Below are 17,618 nucleotides of genomic sequence, written 5' to 3'. Positions count from 1 at the left end.
TGCTCCTTTCTTTACTTATACTATGCTGTTTTTTTGGTATTTTTGTAAGAGGTTTCGGAGATTTCGCTGAAGATTCTCTATTCAAAATTCTCCGTTTACAAAAAACCATAATGGTCCAGCCCATTCCAAATTCCATGTGCGTCAATGTCGGTTGTTACATACTCTGCTGCATCTTTTACACAGTCATATGCATTCCCGAGAGCGATGCCGTGTCCTGCGGCTTCAAACATGGGCAGATCGTTAGGGGCATCTCCGAACGCATAGCAGTCATCGATCGGGATGTTAAAGTGTTCCGCAATAAAAGTAATGGCAGTTCCTTTAGATGTGCCTTCCGGGATAACTTCATAAAAATCTTCACCATTTTTGATGCACTTGAACGGAAAGTCCAGGGAGTGAACATCTTCAATAAAGGCGGCCATATTCTGAGGCGTATCCGGGCTGGAAAAGCACACCAGTTTATCAAAAGATTTTACATTGTCCCAGTTAAATTCGATCACCATGCCGTCAGAACTTCTGCATACCTGGATCATAGAAGCGTAATAGGGATGGAACGAGGTATCATCGTCAGTGTAATAGGAACAGCGGCTTCCTTCCAGACAGGCACGGATGTTGTGGATGCGGCATAACTCTATGATCCGGGATTGGATATCTTTCGGAAGCTCACGGTGGTATAGGATATCTCCCCTGTAGCGCAGATCGGTGCCGTTGCCGCAGAGGTAGCCGTCGAAATCCAGGGAAAAGAAGTCATTCCCTATATATGCATAAGGCCTTCCAGTATTCAAAAAGATTTTATGGCCGTTCGTCTGGGCCTGCTTTAATGCCTTGGCTGCACTCGGCGGGATCTGACCGGTTTTGTTGCTGTATAAAGTCTCATCCACATCGAAAAATAAATATTTATGTTCCAAAAGTGTTCCTCCCTGTCTGATGTATTATCTTTACTGTGCCAAAAGAAATGCTTAGAACCGCACGGTGTCCTAAGCATTTCAAGTAAGTCTTCTAATATTTTATTCTTCTACGGTCACAGATTTCATAACCTGTTTTTCCAACGGCGCGTCAGAGTAGTCCGTTGCCACCTCAGCGAGTTTATTGACGACATCCATGCCCTCGATAACCTGTCCGAATGCGGCATATTGTCCGTCCAGATGCGGAGATGTTTTGTGCATGATGAAGAACTGAGAACCGGCAGAATCCGGAGCCATTGATCTTGCCATGGATAACACGCCCGGCGTGTGTTTTAAGTCATTCTTTACTCCGTTCATGCTGAACTCACCTTTGATGGTGTGTCCTGGTCCTCCGGTTCCGTTTCCGTTCGGACATCCTCCCTGGATCATAAATCCGGAAATAATGCGGTGGAATGTGAGCCCGTCATAAAAACCTTCCTTCACCAGCTTCACAAAGTTTTCTACTGTGATCGGAGCGATATCCGGATACAATTCTGCCTTGATCGTATCTCCGTTTTCCATTGTAATTGTTACGATTGGGTTTGCCATAATTCCTATTCCTTTCTATATCTTCCTATATAACTGATTATATAGGAAACCAAAAGAATGTCAATGAAGTTACAAATGTATTAAAAATATTAAAAAAATCTAATAAAAAGGGTGGTATTTCAGAACAATATCAGTATAATGAGAGATAATCAGTGTCGAATTATGGAGGAATTTATGGGGTTAAGTTTTTACGAAAAGAAAAAGAAATCAAAAAAACTATGGATTTTGCTGCTGGTTCTGGTCATTGCTGCACTGGGTGCGGCCTGCTGGATGTTCAAAGTGAAACAAGAAGAGCGGGAACTGGCCGCGAGAAAAAAACAGGAAGAGCGGACGGTCAGGATCACGATACCGGAGGGCTATACGGCAGAACTTGCGGCGAAGAAATTTGAACAGAAAGATATCTGTAAGGCTGAAGATTTTTTGAAGGCGGCCGGTGATCTCGACGGTTATTCTTATGAATGGCTGGAATCGGTGCCAAAAAAGGCACAGGTAAGCTATAAACTGCAGGGATTTTTATTTCCCGATACTTATGAGGTATACAAGCATACCGATGCCAAAAAGATCGTGGCTATGATGCTTAACAATTTTAATACCAAATGGGAGCAGATATCCAAAGAAAAAAAGACCGGTCTCACCCCGTATGAAATCGTGACTCTTGCGTCTGTTGTTGAGAGAGAAGCTAAGGTGGATGCTGAGTATGCCAAGATTTCCGGTGTGATCTACAATCGCCTGGACAAAAAAATGAAGCTCCAGATCGATGCAACCGTGCTCTATCCTCTTACAAAAGGGAAATATAATAAGAAAAGAACGCTGTATAAAGACCTGGAAGTGGATTCTCCATATAATACGTACAAAAATCAGGGGCTCCCGGCGGGACCGATCTGCAATCCGGGGATCAATGCTTTGAAGGCGGCAGTTTCTCCACAGAAACATTCTTATCTCTATTACCATACAGATAAGACCGGAAAGGGAACTCATATTTTCTCAGAAACCTTCAGTCAGCACGAAGAATCTCTAAAAAATCAGGCAAAATAGACAAAAGACACTGTTATTTTTTGGACAAGATTTTTTCTGGAAAAAAAGATTCATAAAGTACTAAAAAAAATACGAAGAAATTTAGTTAAAATCCTTTAAAAACCCGTTCTAATGATGTAAAATAAGGCTGTATGCATGATTGTATACAGTTTTATTTTGTTCTAAACAACGGTCCCGTTGTTGTGATAACATCCTGTCTCCTCTGTAAGGAGAAGGGAAAAACTTAAGTGTAGATTGTTAATATTTACACAAGATTTTTAGGAGGAAGAAACATGGCAAGAAAAATGAAAACCATGGATGGTAACACAGCCGCAGCACACGTATCATATGCGTTTACTGAGACAGCTGCAATCTATCCGATCACACCATCCTCACCAATGGCAGAATCAACAGACCAGTGGGCAACACAGGGAAAGAAAAACATTTTTGGACATCCTGTAAAATTAGTTGAAATGCAGTCTGAAGCCGGAGCAGCAGGAACAGTACACGGTTCTCTTGCAGCAGGTGCACTGACAACGACTTACACTGCATCTCAGGGATTACTGCTTATGATCCCGAATATGTACAAGATCGCAGGTGAATTAATGCCTTGTGTATTTGATGTATCTGCACGTGCAATCGCATCTCATGCACTGAATATCTTTGGTGATCACTCTGACGTTTACGCTTGTCGCCAGACAGGTTTTGCAATGCTTTGCAGCTCCAGCGTTCAGGAAGTCATGGACTTAGGCGCTGTTGCTCATTTATCTACAATCAAGGGAAGTGTTCCTGTATTACATTTCTTCGATGGATTCAGAACATCACATGAGATCCAGAAGATTGAAATGTGGGACAACGAAGATCTTGCAGATATGGTAGATTACGAAGCACTTGAAAAATTCAGAGCAAACGCATTGAATCCAGAACATCCGGTTCTTCGTGGATCTGCTCAGAACCCAGACATTTTCTTCCAGGCAAGAGAAGCATGCAACAAATACTACGATGCATTCCCGGCGATCGTTGAAGATTACATGAACCAGGTAAATGCTAAGATCGGTACAGATTACAAATTATTCAACTACTACGGAGCTGCTGACGCTGAATCTGTGATCATCGCTATGGGATCTGTATGTGAGACCATCGATGAGACTATCGATTACTTAACAGCAAAAGGCGAAAAAGTCGGTGTCGTTAAAGTAAGACTTTACAGACCGTTCGTAGCTGAAAAATTAGTGGAAGTGATTCCGGAAACTGTTAAGACAATCAACGTTTTAGACAGAACAAAAGAACCGGGATCTCTTGGAGAGCCATTATACTTAGATGTTGTTTCTGCATTAAGAGGAACAAAATTCGAACAGGTGACAATCAACGGAGGACGTTACGGATTAGGTTCCAAAGATACAACTCCTGCTGATATCATCTCTGTATTCAACAACAAAGACAAGAAAGAATTCACAGTTGCGATCAATGATGATGTGACAAACTTATCTCTTGAAAGAGGAGAAGCTGTTTCTTCTACACCGGAAAGTACAGTAAGCTGTAAGTTCTGGGGACTTGGAGCAGACGGTACTGTTGGTGCCAACAAGAACTCTATCAAGATCATCGGTGATCATACAGATAAATATGCTCAGGCATACTTTGATTATGATTCTAAGAAATCAGGCGGTGTTACAATTTCCCACTTACGTTTCGGTGATGACCCAATCAAAGCAACATACCTGATCAACAAAGCTGACTTTGTAGCTTGTCACTGTGCTCCGTACATGACAAAATACAACATGGTTCAGGACTTAAAAGACGGCGGTACATTCCTGCTTAACTGCAGCTGGCCGGTAGAAGAGATCGGAGATCACCTTCCGGGACAGGTAAAAGCCTACATGGCAAAACATAACATCAAATTCTATGTGATTGATGGTATCAAGATCGGTAAAGAAATCGGACTCGGCGGACGTATCAATACAGTTCTTCAGTCTGCATTCTTCAAGTTATCAGGAATCATTCCGGAAGCAGACGCAATCCAGTACATGAAGGACGCAGCTACCGCTTCATACAGCAAGAAGGGTGACCATATCGTTAAGATGAACCATGATGCGATCGAAGCTGGCGCTAAGAGCGTTGTAGAAGTACCAGTTCCAGCTGAATGGGCTGACTGCGGTGAAGAAAGCTTACTGCACCCAGTATCCGGGGACAGAAAAGATCTTGTTGATTACGTTAACAATATCCAGAATGCTGTCAACGGCCAGATCGGTAACTCCTTAAAGGTAAGCGACTTAGTTCCTTACGCTGACGGACATATGCCTCAGGGATCTGCAGCATACGAAAAACGTGGAGTTGCAGTAGACGTTCCTACATGGAATCCGGACAACTGTATCCAGTGTAACTTCTGTGCTTATGTATGTCCTCATGCAGTCATCCGTCCGGTAGCGATGACAGAAGAAGAACTGGCAGCAGCACCGGAAGCTACAAAATCTCTTCCGATGACCGGAATGCCGGATTATAAATTTGTTATGACAACCACTGTTCTTGACTGTACAGGATGTGGTTCCTGTGCAAATGTCTGCCCAGGAAAGAAAGGCGAAAAAGCCCTTACTATGGTATCCTTAGACAGCATGAAAGATCAGCAGGAAGTTTACAATTACGGACAGTCTTTACCGATCAAAGAAGATATCTTTGACAAGTTTAAACCGGAATCTGTTAAGGGAAGCCAGTTCAAGAAACCTCTCCTTGAGTTCTCCGGAGCTTGTGCAGGATGTGGAGAGACACCATATGCGAAACTGATCACTCAGTTATTCGGTGAGAGAATGTACATTGCCAACGCAACAGGATGTTCTTCTATCTGGGGCGGTTCTTCTCCGGCAACACCTTACACAGTGAACAGAGAAGGACAGGGACCGGCTTGGTCAAACTCTCTGTTTGAAGACAATGCTGAGTTCGGTTTAGGTATGTTCACAGGACAGACTACACTGAGAGAGCAGACAAAAGAAAAAGTAGCTGCCCTGGCAGAAACAGCAGAAAATGCAGATGTAAAAGCAGCTGCAGCAGAGTATTTAGACACTTACACAGACGGCAAGAAAAACGGAGCGGCTACCAAGAAGTTAGTTGCAGCGTTAGAGGCATGCGGATGTGATGAAGGCAAAGAGATCCTTAAGATGAAAGATTACTTATCTAAGAAATCTCAGTGGATCTTCGGCGGTGACGGATGGGCTTACGACATCGGATTCGGTGGTGTTGACCACGTTCTTGCAAGCGGCGAGGATGTTAACATCTTTGTATTCGATACAGAAGTTTACTCTAACACCGGTGGTCAGGCATCCAAAGCTACGCCGGCAGGAGCGATCGCTCAGTTCGCAGCAGCAGGTAAAGCTGTGAAGAAGAAAGACCTTGCGGCAATCGCAATGAGCTACGGATATGTATATGTTGCTCAGATTTCTATGGGTGCTGATTACAATCAGACAGTCAAAGCAATCGCAGAGGCAGAAGCTTATCCGGGACCTTCACTGATCATTGCTTACGCTCCATGTATCAACCATGGTATCAAGGGCGGTATGAGCATTGCTCAGTCTGAAGAGAAGAAAGCAGTTACATCAGGATACTGGAACTTATTCCGTTTCAACCCTGAATTAGCTGAAGAAGGAAAGAATCCATTCTCCTTAGATTCTAAAGAGCCTACAACAGAGTACAACGACTTCATCATGGGAGAAGTTCGCTACAACGCATTGGCTCGTCAGAACCCTGAGAGAGCAAAAGAATTGTTTAAACAGGCTGAAGAGAATGCAAAAGAAAAATATGCTCGTTTGAAAGAATTAGCAGATAAATAAAATATCTTTAGCAAAGACGAAGAAACCGGGACACTGATCAACAGTATCCCGGCTTCTTTTTTTATTCTACAATTTTGTTGTTGATAAGTAAACTTCCATCTCATCCGTTCTCTTTTTGAGATTGGGGGAAGGTTTTGGAGTCTGCGTCAATAAACATATTTTGACCGCATAGAGGAGCGTATCACATATGGCCATAGAACATAAATGTGATAAAGGTTCTTTTGTCTCATTGAACAAAGGGTGTTCTTCGCTGCTGGACAGAATATGATCAGAGACCCTTGCCAAAGGTGAGTCACTGTCCGAGGTAATCGATATGATCGTCATTCCGATATCTTTTGCGATATCAGCAGCCTGAAGCACTTGTTTTGAAGTTCCGGAACCGGAAATTGCGATCACAACGTCTTCTTTGCTGCCGAGGCTGACATTGTTCAAGTAGTACTCGGAAATGGAACTGCTAAAAGACTGAACACCAAACCGGGAAAGCCGAAAACTTAAATCCAACGCAATCGGTGTCGTGTTTCCTGTGGCGATGATATGAACCGCAGGAGCTTTAAGCAATATAAGAGCACATTGCAGCAGTACATCTTTGGACAGATTGGATGAGAGGTTTCTTAAGTTTTGAATATTGCGCTCAAACGTATAAGAAACAAAGTCCGTATCTGCATCAATGCCAATATCATTGGATTTTGTGCCAATATCTCTGGATAAAATTAAACGCAGCTGATAGTATCCCTGATACCCCAGATGTTTGCAGGTTCTTACAACCGTTGCCTCGCTGGTGCCGCTGGCTTTGGCAAGTTGGGACACGTTCATCATGACAACTTCATCCGGGTGGTCTTTTATATAGTCGGCAATTTGCTTCTCCTTTGAAAATAACTGTTGATAAAGGTTGTCGATGCTGTCTAAAACATTGGTTTCGCTTGACATACAACCTCCTTTCGTTGTTGGTGGACTGCCATGCATATAAGCTAATTATAGTATAGACTGGATAGAAGACGCAAGACAATCCAAAATAAAATAGCAGCTGGTTGCGCCTGCATCAAGAACACCGCGGCTTCGCTCTCCCAGACGGCTTGCCCGTCCGATTTTAGCTGTCATGTTTTTGGTGGATTCCCATCCTTTTTTAGCGGCATTCCTCATGGCATCCAGACATTCAGAAAAATCTTTCCCTGCTTCTTTTTCTGCCATGAAGGCTTCTTTTGCAGGAATCAGAGTATCAAGAAGAGTCTTGTCTCCAGGCTTTGCCGGGCTGATTTCCTGGATTCCTTCCACGGCTCCGGTGATCATCTCTCCGAATATCTCTGCATCAATCTCCTCTTTATCTTCGCTTGCCGCAGAAAGCTCATCAAATAAAAGTCCGTATAGCGGCCCCATGGAACCTCCAATGTCCTCCAGCAGAGTCTCTCCAAGAGTACACAGGCCTTGGCTCATGTTATAGGTCTGGCCTTTCAGTTTATCACCACACATGGTAAACCCTTTGTTCATATTGATGCCGTGATCCCCGTCACCAATCTTTCCGTCAATCTCGCTTAAATAGTCTCTTTGTTCCTGGATCGTCTTGATTAAATGATCGACGATAACGCCTGCATCTGCATTTTTAAAACTTGACATAATCTTTCTCCTTATTATCATTCTTATCCTCGCCAACAGGAATAGCTGTACAGTTCATTCTGGATTCTCATGTCAGTTCCCTGCAGCTGTTTTAAACCGACAGAGTCGCAGGGCATGTCGATGCATTCCTTCAGTTCATCGTCAAGCTTCATCACAGTAAGTGTCACACCCATCATCTCAAGGGAAGTAAAGTAATTACCCACATATGCCTTGTGAACACTGATTCCTTTTTCTGCGAGAACTTCTTCCACACGGTCATAGACGATGTACTGTTCCATCACCGGAGTTGCCCCCAGGCCTGACAGAAGCACTACCACTTCGTCTCCCTCTGCAAACGGCAGGTCCGGAAGGATAATATCCAGCATCTCGTCTGCGATCTCACTTGCAGTCTTTAATGGCTGTACATTGATTCCCGGCTCCCCGTGGTGTCCGATTCCAACTTCCATCGTTCCGTCCTTGATCTCAAAGTTCGGATGCCCCACAGCAGGGATGGTACACGGTGCAGTTCCGATTCCTACGGATCTCGTGTTGTCGATCGCTTTCTGTGCCGCTGCGATGACTCCGTCCAGATCAGCACCCATAGAAGCCTTCGCTCCCCCGACTTTCCACATGAGCACTTCGCCCGCAACACCGCGGCGTTTTTCCAGTTCATCTTTCGGTGCAGACGCACAGTCATCATTTGCCACAACAGTCTTTACTTCAATTCCAAGCTTCTTTGCTTTTCTCATAGCCATCTTGACGTTCATGTTATCGCCTGCATAGTTTCCGTAAAGGCACGCAACACCTTTTCCGGAATCAGCCTCTTTCATGGCATCTAAGAAAGCCTTTGCAGTCGGTGATGAGAAAATTTCTCCCACGGCTACTGCATCACACATATTCTTACCGATATAACCGATGAATGCAGGTTTATGCCCGGAGCCACCCCCGGTGACGATTCCTACCTTTCCTTCCACTGGTGCATCCTTATATTTCAGGACACGAGGATCTTCCGTAGGTGCCACAATATCTTTATGTGTCTTTACAAATCCTTTCAGCATATCCTCAACAGCGTAATCAGGATTGTTTACAATTCGATTCATCTGTTCTCCCTCCTATATCTCAGCAGCGATGGCTTTCAGATTTTTCAGCCCTTCAATCGCAAGTTCTTCTCCAGTATCGGCAAGTTTTCTCCAGATCGCACAGTTGCCGGACAGTTCTTCAAAGCTCGGATCAAAAGATTCGATCACCAAAGGTCCGTCATACCCGATCTCTACTAATGCATTGAAAAATTCTTTAAACGGTACAAGCCCTGTTCCAGGAATACCTCTGTCGTTTTCATTGACATGAATGTATCCGAGATATTCTTTGCCGCAGGTCTTTACTGCCCCTGCAAAGCTCTTTTCTTCTCTGATCATATGGAAGCAGTCGAGATGAACCTTGACATTTCCTGTTCCAACATCCTTACAGAAGGCCACTGCATCTTCCGCAATGTTTAAGAAGTGGGTTTCAAATCTGTTGACACATTCCACACAGATGGTAACATCTCCGGTTTGCTTTGCGTACTCGGCAACTTCCCTCATGCACTCTACGCCCCAGTTCCACTCTTCCTCGGTCCTTGGCTTCTTCGTCAGATATCCCCAGCCTGCATAATTTACACCGCCTAAGATCGGTGCACCCAGTTCGTTGCAGATATCCACACATTTTTTCATGGCTTTTACGCCTGCCGCACGGATCTCGGCATCCGGAGAAATCGGATTGGTTTCAGGTGTCAGCGTGGTAGTGCAGACACAGTCGATTCCCACTCTCTCTAGCTCTGCCTTCACTTTCTCTACAGGGAATGTGAATGGGTTGGAGATCGCAAAGTCGATGACTTCAAATCCCAGTTCTTTTGCCTTGGGGATGATCCATAAATCTTTTTTAGAAAAGGATTCAGTCCAAATAAAACTGTCAACTCCGAATTTATTTTTCATAAGAGCTCCTTTCAGTTAGATGCTGGCTGGTACTTCAGGATTGTTATTTGCATAGTTCTGAAGAATTACTAGAGATTCATAAGAACTGGTGTTTTTAACCATAACGCCTTTTTTTGCGGCTTTTTCAGAAACAAAAAATTCATCACCGGAAATATCGTCAAAATGGAGCAGCCCCGGAGCCTCGCATTCAAAACAGCCGAAAGTTCCGTGGCCCTGTGTGATCACAGCACCGTATGCAGCCTGATCAGTGATAGTATAAGTTTGTCCGGGGAGTATGGTGACTTCTTTCGCAGCGACAAAATCATTTGCATAGGCAACCCACTTTTCAATAGCTTTATTTGATTCTGTCTTGATTTTCGGCAAACGGAAGTAGGTTTCTTTATAATCAGGGCGTGTGCTTTCCTCCCAGTCGATCTGAGCAAAAATAGCATCCAGGTCATTTTTTTCTTCTTTCGGAGCGCAGTCGGTCAGAAGATTATGCGGGTTTACTTCACCCATAGTTACATTTTCCATAATAGTATTTACATCACTGTTCCACTGGGGTTCAAAGGTTACCACAGAGGCCGGGGCATGGATAATACCGGCCGGAGTATACCATCCTGTTCCTAACTTAACGCGGTAGGCTCTGGAAAGTTCTGTGATTCTTGTGTCTTTTATGTCATAATTTTTCAGGCATTCCATAACATCCTCTTTGGTTGTGGACGGATCAAAACCAAAATAAGTCAGAGGAAATCTTCCCAGATAAGAAGCGTTATATTGCGGCGGGAAGTAGTAGGCTTCCGGCTTTCCGTGCATTCCGATTTTATTTGCGCGCTCTTCTGTCAAATGGAGATGGTGGAATAGAGGCTTGTCATAGTCATACAATTTTGCAAAGACAGGCCAGGTTCCGTACTTTTCCATCAATGTTTCCCCGATCAGAGAAGAACCCAACTCCTCTACAAACTCTGAGAGAAGTATTTTTTCTTCTGTTTTTTTATCTGCAAGCACGTAGCTCATGCCTTCTGTCTCTCCGGTCTCAGGACCATTGAGAGCCTTTGTTATGGAACCGAGCCAGCGTTCGCAGATTCCTCCCCGGCTCATGCCAAGTGCATAATAGTCATCGGGATGAAGGCGAAGCCTGTGTCCTGGTTCGTTGAATCCCCTTGGCACCCAGGTTGGTGTAAGCTGTAAAATACCTTTTCCCGCTTCAAATACTTTCTTAATTGTTGACATTCTCATTACCTCCTTAATATATTTAAAGTGATATTAACCAAATAAAGGATGTATAAGAAATAATATTTTCTATATAAGAAATAATATTTCATAAAATCCTAAATTTAAATGAATATTAGCATATTTTTTGCAATTTGTATATAGAAAAACGAAAAATACAAAATAATATTTCATGAAATGATTGACAAACATCATAAGAAAAGTTAATATAATAATATCAAAATTAACAAGGGCAAGATGTATCTATAAAATTCCTTTGTGAAGAGTAGCTAAAACATCCATTAAATTTAAAAGGAGATTTCATTATGTTATTGAACATGAAAGATTTATTGGCAGTCGCGAATGAAAAGAATTTCGCTGTACCGGCATTTAATATTGGTACCGGACAGATTTTGAACGCAGTTGTTGAATGCTGTGAGGAAAAGCAGGCGCCCGTTATTCTGGCGATTCATCCGAATGAATTGGAATTTCAGGGCGACAGCTTTATTGAAATGTGTAAGGACAAGGCTAACAAATCCCGTGTTCCTATGTGTATCCATTTAGATCACGGGGAGACGATGGAGCAAGTACAGAGAGCTATCCGCTGTGGATTTACTTCTGTTATGATTGATGCATCAAGCAAATCATTTGAAGATAATATTTCCATTACAAAAGAGGTGATTAAAGTCGCCCACCCGTTAGGCGTATCTGTAGAAGCTGAGCTTGGAACCATCGGGGATATCAAAGAGGATTCAGGAAACCGTGAGATCGGAGCAAAAGAGATCGTATTTACACAGCCGAAAGACGCAAAGAAATTTGTTGAGGAAACAGGATGCGATACTCTGGCCATTGCAATTGGTACGGCTCATGGCATTTATCCGAAAAATTTTGTGCCACACTTGGAGCAGAAATTGCTGACGGAGATCAAAAATATAGTTTCTATTCCATTGGTACTTCACGGAGGTTCAGCAAACCCGGATTCAGAAATTGCAGAAGCAGTAAAACGGGGAGTAAATAAAATTAATATATCTTCTGATATTAAAGATGCTTTTTATCAGCAGACAAGAAAAACTTTGGCGGATGATGCTGTCATCAGAGAACCTTTCGATCTGTATGTAGAAAGTATTGCTGCCATGAAGAAGGTTGTAAATCAAAAAATCGACTTGTTTGATGATGCGGATAAAATGAAATATTACAAATTATAATCTTTTTTGAAAGGAAGAAGCCATGGATATTAAGAGTGTTTTAGACGACAGAGTGATCCGTTCCGATCTTTTCGCAGTCAATAAGGAAGATGCGCTGGAAAAAATGACAGAAATGCTGCAAAAGGCAGGATATGTTGATGATGCAGCCGGATTTATTGCAGATGTTATGCAAAGAGAAAGTCTGGGTTGTACAGGGATTGGGAATTATGTGGCCATCCCCCATGGAAAAAGTCCGTCCGTATCGAAAGTTGGGATCGCCATCGTAAAGCTTCAGAATGAGATTGAGTGGGAAACCAATGATGGAAGAGGAGTCAGAGTCATCTTTTTGTTCGCAGTTGGAACTGATAATGAGAATGCTATGCAGCATTTAAAACTGCTTGCACAAGTAGCAGGAAAACTGGGAAATGACGAAGTTGTTGAAAAACTCTTAAATGCAGGTTCTGTTGAAGAGATCAAAACGATATTTGAATAAGAAAGGAGCACCTATGAACATTGTTGGAGTAGCGGCATGTACGGCTGGAATCGCCCATACATATATTGCCAAAGAAAAGCTTGAGAATGCTGCCCGAAAGAGAGGGCACAAGATTCACATGGAAACACAAGGGGTGATCGGAGTTGAGGATGCGTTAAGTTCCGGGGAGATTGAAACAGCTGATGTCGTCATTCTGGCAACGGACGTAAGCATTTCCGGGAAAGATCGGTTTGAGGGAAAAAAGGTGGTAGAAGTGCCTACAGAGACAGTGGTTATGTCTCCGAATAAATTAATAGAAAAGATAGAGGAGCTTGTATAAAATATCATAGAAGGAGATATATAATATGAAAGAATTGCAAATAAAAAAACATATGCTCACGGCAATTTCATATCTGATCCCATTTGTATGTACTGCAGGTATGCTGATGGTGATCGGTAACATTGCAGGAGGAAACTCTGTAGAAGACTTTACAAAACAGCTTGCTTTCCCTGACTTTTTGACAACTATCGGCGGAACTGCACTGGGATTTCTTCCAATCGTTATTTCCACAGGGATATCTTTTAGTATAGCAGATAAAGCCGGTATTGCTCCCGGTATCATCCTTGGACTGCTCTGTAAAGATGCGGGATTTGGTTTTTTAGGAGGGCTGGTCAGTGGTTATCTGGTTGGATATCTAACCGTTTATCTGTTAAAGGTTATGAAAGTACCCAGATGGGTTGCAGGGTTGTTGCCTCAGTTAATCCTTCCTCTGATCGGATCCCTGGTGGTAGGGCTGGTCATGAAATATGTGATCGGAATTCCGATCAATGCGCTGACCAATGCGATTACAAATCTTTTGGTGAATATGCAGACCAATGCGGGAATGATCATCCCGTTTGGAATATTGGTTGGAATATTGTCGGCAGTTGATTACGGCGGCCCGATCAACAAAGTTGTGTTTGTTTTTGCATGCGGTGTTATGGCAGAGGGAATCGGTGGACCCATTGCGATTTTGATGCAGGCATCAATGATAGCGCCGTTTGGCCTGACGATTGGATATTTCTTATCTAAGATCATGAAGAAAGATATTTTTTCTAAGGAAGAAGTGGACAACTTGAAATCAGCATTTGTCATGGGGTGCTGTATGATAACAGAGGGATCTTATCCCATCATTTTAAATGACTTGATTCGGATTACAATTTGTACCGGTGTAGGTGCCGGCGTGGGCGGTGCTGTATGTGCGGCTTTGAACGTTACATCCAAGGTTCCCACGGGAGGGCTCTTTGCACTTCCGGGATTTAACCATCCGCAATACTGGCTTTTGGCATTATTAATCGGTTCCTGTGTATTCGCGGTACTGCTTCAGTTCCTTAAAAGAAAACCTGTCAAAGGAAATGTTGAAATTGAAGAAAAAGAAATTGATTTGTCATCATTAAAGATCAGTTAGCCAAATAAAGTTTAACCTTGATTTTACAAGGATTTAACATAATTCTCCACGAAAATCATGTAAAATAAAATTGCTGTTAAATTTTATAGAAATTTATGTGAGACAAAGGAGAATTAAAATATGAATACAACGATTGTAATGGGCCTGCTTGGGGGACTTGCCCTGTTCCTGTACGGAATGCAGATGATGGGTGCGGGACTTGAGGCGGCCGCGGGAAACCGGATGAAACGTATCTTGGAGAAACTGACATCCAACCGATTTCTGGGAGTAGCTGTAGGTGCGGGCATCACGGCTGTCATTCAATCATCTTCGGCTACAACGGTCATGGTTGTGGGATTTGTAAATTCCGGACTGATGACGCTCAATCAGGCGGTTTGGATCATTATGGGAGCCAATATCGGGACAACCATTACCGGACAGCTGATCGCACTTGATGTAGGAGCTATGGCACCGATCTTTGCATTTGCCGGGGTAGCAATGGTATTGTTTCTGAAAAAACCCAAGATTCAGTACATAGGACAGATCATTGCCGGGCTGGGCGTCCTGTTTATCGGTATGGATATGATGAGTACAGCGATGATGCCGCTTAGAGATGCACCTGCATTTATTAATCTTATGACGAAATTCTCGAATCCGATCGTCGGTATTCTTGCAGGAGCGGGATTTACGGCATTAATCCAGTCATCTTCTGCATCCGTAGGTATTCTTCAGGCCCTGGCAGCCAGCGGGCTGATCGGGTTTAACAGTGCAGTGTTTGTATTATTCGGACAAAATATAGGAACATGCATTACTGCGATTCTTGCGGCTATCGGAACAGGGAGAAGCGCAAAACGGACCACAGTGATTCATCTGCTGTTTAACATTATTGGTACAGTCATTTTCACAACAGTGTGTCTGACCCTGCCGCTGAGTGATTTCGTGGCAGCATGGACGCCTGGAAATGCTCCGAGACAGATTGCCAATATGCATACCCTGTTTAATCTTGCCACAAGCTTTCTTCTGATCCCATTTGGAAATCAGCTGGCATCTCTCGCAGTAAAGATTCTGCCGGAAAAGGAGGCAGAAAAACAAAAGCAGAAGCATCTAAAGTACTTAAGAAGCTGGGATGCAGGGCTGGACCCCAGAATTGGAGGTGCTGCCATCCACATGGAGGAAGTGGGAAAGGAAATCCGCAGGATGCTTGAGATGGCAAAGGAAAATGTGGATGAAAGCTTCCAGTCTTTTCTGGTTGGGAACAGCCATAAATTGAAGGAAGTGGAGGAGAGGGAAGAATATATTGATTACCTCAATAAAGAGATCTCAGGGATTATTTCAAAGATGATGGTATCTGAGACGAACGAGAAAACTTCCGAGCTCATCAGTCTGTATTTTAAGATGACAGGAAATATAGAGCGCATCGGGGATCATGCAGTAAATATTTGTGACTATACAAAGATTATCGAAGAAAAAGAGATTAAATTCTCACGTCAGGCAAGAGCAGAGTTAAAGGAGATGAAGCAGATCTGCCACAACATGTTCCGCTATTTTCAGAGAGAGATCGAGGACACAAAGAAATGGCTTGAGGATCTCCATGAGATGGAGCGCTTTGTGGATACGAAAACCCAAGAATTTTACAACAGTCATCTAATGAGGATGAAACGGGGAGAATGTAATGATGAGGCATGTATCATTTATTCCGAAATGCTGGTAGATTTTGAGCGTATCGGTGATCACCTGTGGAACATGGCCAAAGCTATGAGGGAAATTGCAGAGGAAGTTTAGTGTTAAGGGGAAGAGCTTTTCTTCCCTTTTTTTGTTTCAGTTATGATATAATACAACTGTTAGTGTATTAGAGGAAAAAAGGAGAAGGTAGCATGGAATACATTTTATCGCCGTCGATTTTATCGGCAGATTTCAAGACACTTGGTGACGATATCAAAAAAGCGGACGCTGCTGGGGCACAGTGGGTTCATATTGATGTGATGGACGGAGACTTTGTTCCCAATATTTCATTTGGAATGCCGGTCATCAAGAGCATCCGCAGTGCAACGGACAAAGTATTCGATGTCCATCTGATGGTAGAGGAGCCGGGCAGATTCATTGATGAATTTGCGGCATGCGGGGCAGACTATATTACAGTACATGCAGAGGCGTGCACCCATCTCGGGCGTGTAATCCAGCAGATCAAGCAGAAAGGCTGCAAAGTGGGAGTTTCACTGAATCCTGCAACTTCGCTGAGTGTCCTTGACTATGTGCTGGATGATCTTGATATGGTACTTATCATGTCGGTGAATCCAGGTTTCGGAGGACAGTCTTATATAGAAGCAATGGATCAGAAGATCAGGGATCTGAGAAAAATGATTACAGACAGAGGACTCGATGTGGACATTCAGGTGGACGGAGGAGTGACAGCTGATAATATCGCTCATATCAAAGACTGCGGTGCGAATGTATTCGTAGCCGGATCTGCCGTATTCAACGGAGATATTGAACAAAATATAAAGAATTTATTTAAAGCAATGGAGGTATAGAGATGAGTGAGTGTACTCACGACTGCAGCAGCTGCGGGGAAAGCTGTTCTGACAGAACGCAGTCACAGACAGATTTTATGGAACCATTATATAAAGACAGCAGTGTAAAAAAGGTGATCGGAGTAGTGAGCGGCAAGGGAGGTGTGGGGAAATCTTTGACCACAGCCCTGCTTGCGGTGGCGGCAAACAGAAAAGGCCTGCACACAGGTATTCTGGATGGAGACGTGACAGGACCGTCGATTCCCCAGGCTTTTGGTCTGCATGAAAGACTTTTGGGCAATCAGGAAGGGATTATTCTGCCTGCGCTCACAAACTTGGGTATCGAGGTGGTGTCAGTCAACCTGATGCTGGAAGAGGAGACTCAGCCGGTGATTTGGAGAGGTCCGGTAGTGGCCGATGTGGTCAAGCAGTTTTGGGGCAGGACATTATGGCGTGACATCGACGTGATGTTTGTGGATATGCCGCCGGGAACAGGGGAAGTGCCTCTGACAGTATTCCAGTCCGTGCCTCTGGATGGGATCGTTGTGGTAGCTACCCCTCAGGATTTGGTTGGAATGATCGTTGAAAAAGCGGTCAATATGGCTAAGATGATGAACATTCCAATCCTCGGAATCGTGGAAAATATGAGTTACATCAAATGTCCTGACTGCGGAAAAGAGATTTCTATTTTTGGAGAGAGTCATATCGACGGAATTGCCGAAAAGTATCAGATCCCAGTATTAGGAAAACTTCCGATTGATCCGAAACTTACAAAGGCATGTGATGAAGGTTTGATTGAAGATGTAGAGGAACTTTATTTGGACGGAGTGATCGAAACTCTGTAAAATTTGTTGTACACATAATGTCGAATTATTTTTTGTATTATCAGATTAGAATGAAATAAAGAAAAATATTAATGAAAAAAGAGATGAATCCGATGGATTTGTCTCTT

At 43.3% G+C, this 17,618-nt stretch carries 16 protein-coding genes; 9 read left to right on the top strand and 7 right to left on the bottom strand.

Features of this window, described 5'->3' with window-relative positions:
- Positions 1–95: 95 nt before the first annotated feature.
- Entirely contained in the window at positions 96–905 is an 810-nt protein-coding gene (locus ANCC_RS15000) for an HAD family hydrolase (RefSeq protein ID WP_006566343.1), read from the bottom strand.
- A gap of 99 nt (positions 906–1,004) precedes the next feature.
- Entirely contained in the window at positions 1,005–1,490 is a 486-nt protein-coding gene (locus tag ANCC_RS14995) for a peptidylprolyl isomerase (protein ID WP_006566342.1), read from the bottom strand.
- Positions 1,491–1,664: 174 nt separating this feature from the next.
- Here ANCC_RS14995 and mltG point away from each other — a divergent pair, with 174 nt between their 5' ends.
- Complete coding sequence (mltG, locus tag ANCC_RS14990; RefSeq protein ID WP_233458291.1) at positions 1,665–2,525, top strand: endolytic transglycosylase MltG; 861 nt, start codon at positions 1,665–1,667, stop codon at positions 2,523–2,525.
- 272 nt (positions 2,526–2,797) lie between these two features.
- Positions 2,798–6,322 (top strand): pyruvate:ferredoxin (flavodoxin) oxidoreductase, encoded by a 3,525-nt coding sequence (gene nifJ, locus ANCC_RS14985; protein ID WP_006566340.1) that lies wholly within the window; start codon positions 2,798–2,800, stop codon positions 6,320–6,322.
- Positions 6,323–6,388: 66 nt separating this feature from the next.
- On the opposite strand, the gene ANCC_RS14980 is transcribed toward nifJ, so the two are convergent.
- The 5 genes from ANCC_RS14980 to ANCC_RS14960 are packed head-to-tail and all read right to left on the bottom strand — an operon-like array spanning position 6,389 to position 11,094.
- On the bottom strand, positions 6,389–7,249 hold the full coding sequence (locus ANCC_RS14980) for a MurR/RpiR family transcriptional regulator (RefSeq protein WP_006566339.1): 861 nt from the start codon (positions 7,247–7,249) through the stop codon (positions 6,389–6,391).
- A 45-nt stretch (positions 7,250–7,294) separates the two neighbouring features.
- The gene (dhaL, locus tag ANCC_RS14975; RefSeq protein ID WP_039946379.1) at positions 7,295–7,933 is read right to left on the bottom strand and encodes a dihydroxyacetone kinase subunit DhaL; all 639 of its coding nucleotides are present in this window, start codon (positions 7,931–7,933) and stop codon (positions 7,295–7,297) included.
- Between the two features lie 23 nt (positions 7,934–7,956).
- Positions 7,957–9,012 (bottom strand): dihydroxyacetone kinase subunit DhaK, encoded by a 1,056-nt coding sequence (locus tag ANCC_RS14970; RefSeq protein ID WP_006566337.1) that lies wholly within the window; start codon positions 9,010–9,012, stop codon positions 7,957–7,959.
- A 12-nt stretch (positions 9,013–9,024) separates the two neighbouring features.
- The gene (locus tag ANCC_RS14965; RefSeq protein WP_006566336.1) at positions 9,025–9,882 is read right to left on the bottom strand and encodes a sugar phosphate isomerase/epimerase family protein; all 858 of its coding nucleotides are present in this window, start codon (positions 9,880–9,882) and stop codon (positions 9,025–9,027) included.
- A 15-nt stretch (positions 9,883–9,897) separates the two neighbouring features.
- A complete protein-coding gene (locus ANCC_RS14960) occupies positions 9,898–11,094 on the bottom strand; it encodes a cupin domain-containing protein (RefSeq protein WP_006566335.1) in 1,197 nt (398 codons plus the stop codon).
- Positions 11,095–11,399: 305 nt separating this feature from the next.
- Between ANCC_RS14960 and ANCC_RS14955 the strand changes: the two genes are divergently transcribed.
- The 7 genes from ANCC_RS14955 (at position 11,400) to ANCC_RS14925 (ending at position 17,511) form a co-directional block, all read left to right on the top strand.
- Complete coding sequence (locus tag ANCC_RS14955; protein ID WP_006566333.1) at positions 11,400–12,278, top strand: ketose-bisphosphate aldolase; 879 nt, start codon at positions 11,400–11,402, stop codon at positions 12,276–12,278.
- Between the two features lie 22 nt (positions 12,279–12,300).
- Positions 12,301–12,750, top strand: a complete 450-nt coding sequence (locus tag ANCC_RS14950) for a PTS sugar transporter subunit IIA (RefSeq protein ID WP_006566332.1) — start codon at positions 12,301–12,303, stop codon at positions 12,748–12,750.
- Between the two features lie 13 nt (positions 12,751–12,763).
- Complete coding sequence (locus ANCC_RS14945; protein ID WP_039946376.1) at positions 12,764–13,069, top strand: PTS fructose transporter subunit IIB; 306 nt, start codon at positions 12,764–12,766, stop codon at positions 13,067–13,069.
- A gap of 25 nt (positions 13,070–13,094) precedes the next feature.
- On the top strand, positions 13,095–14,177 hold the full coding sequence (locus tag ANCC_RS14940; protein WP_006566330.1) for a PTS fructose transporter subunit IIC: 1,083 nt from the start codon (positions 13,095–13,097) through the stop codon (positions 14,175–14,177).
- Between the two features lie 120 nt (positions 14,178–14,297).
- Complete coding sequence (locus ANCC_RS14935) at positions 14,298–15,938, top strand: Na/Pi cotransporter family protein (protein ID WP_006566329.1); 1,641 nt, start codon at positions 14,298–14,300, stop codon at positions 15,936–15,938.
- 92 nt (positions 15,939–16,030) lie between these two features.
- Complete coding sequence (gene rpe / locus ANCC_RS14930) at positions 16,031–16,687, top strand: ribulose-phosphate 3-epimerase (RefSeq protein ID WP_006566328.1); 657 nt, start codon at positions 16,031–16,033, stop codon at positions 16,685–16,687.
- A 2-nt stretch (positions 16,688–16,689) separates the two neighbouring features.
- Entirely contained in the window at positions 16,690–17,511 is an 822-nt protein-coding gene (locus ANCC_RS14925; RefSeq protein ID WP_009290949.1) for an Mrp/NBP35 family ATP-binding protein, read from the top strand.
- Positions 17,512–17,618: the final 107 nt, after the last annotated feature.

The organism is Anaerostipes caccae L1-92, from assembly GCF_014467075.1.
GTDB classification, from domain to species: domain Bacteria; phylum Bacillota; class Clostridia; order Lachnospirales; family Lachnospiraceae; genus Anaerostipes; species Anaerostipes caccae.
This window is presented reverse-complemented; position numbering and strand designations above follow the sequence as displayed.

Coding starts and splice junctions, on each gene's coding strand:
- ANCC_RS14995 (WP_006566342.1), bottom strand. CDS start 1,490: ATGGCAAACCCAATCGTAACAATTACAATGGAAAACGGAGATACGATC.
- mltG (WP_233458291.1), top strand. CDS start 1,665: ATGGGGTTAAGTTTTTACGAAAAGAAAAAGAAATCAAAAAAACTATGG.
- nifJ (WP_006566340.1), top strand. CDS start 2,798: ATGGCAAGAAAAATGAAAACCATGGATGGTAACACAGCCGCAGCACAC.
- ANCC_RS14980 (WP_006566339.1), bottom strand. CDS start 7,249: ATGTCAAGCGAAACCAATGTTTTAGACAGCATCGACAACCTTTATCAA.
- dhaL (WP_039946379.1), bottom strand. CDS start 7,933: ATGTCAAGTTTTAAAAATGCAGATGCAGGCGTTATCGTCGATCATTTA.
- ANCC_RS14970 (WP_006566337.1), bottom strand. CDS start 9,012: ATGAATCGAATTGTAAACAATCCTGATTACGCTGTTGAGGATATGCTG.
- ANCC_RS14965 (WP_006566336.1), bottom strand. CDS start 9,882: ATGAAAAATAAATTCGGAGTTGACAGTTTTATTTGGACTGAATCCTTT.
- ANCC_RS14960 (WP_006566335.1), bottom strand. CDS start 11,094: ATGTCAACAATTAAGAAAGTATTTGAAGCGGGAAAAGGTATTTTACAG.
- ANCC_RS14955 (WP_006566333.1), top strand. CDS start 11,400: ATGTTATTGAACATGAAAGATTTATTGGCAGTCGCGAATGAAAAGAAT.
- ANCC_RS14950 (WP_006566332.1), top strand. CDS start 12,301: ATGGATATTAAGAGTGTTTTAGACGACAGAGTGATCCGTTCCGATCTT.
- ANCC_RS14945 (WP_039946376.1), top strand. CDS start 12,764: ATGAACATTGTTGGAGTAGCGGCATGTACGGCTGGAATCGCCCATACA.
- ANCC_RS14940 (WP_006566330.1), top strand. CDS start 13,095: ATGAAAGAATTGCAAATAAAAAAACATATGCTCACGGCAATTTCATAT.
- ANCC_RS14935 (WP_006566329.1), top strand. CDS start 14,298: ATGAATACAACGATTGTAATGGGCCTGCTTGGGGGACTTGCCCTGTTC.
- rpe (WP_006566328.1), top strand. CDS start 16,031: ATGGAATACATTTTATCGCCGTCGATTTTATCGGCAGATTTCAAGACA.
- ANCC_RS14925 (WP_009290949.1), top strand. CDS start 16,690: ATGAGTGAGTGTACTCACGACTGCAGCAGCTGCGGGGAAAGCTGTTCT.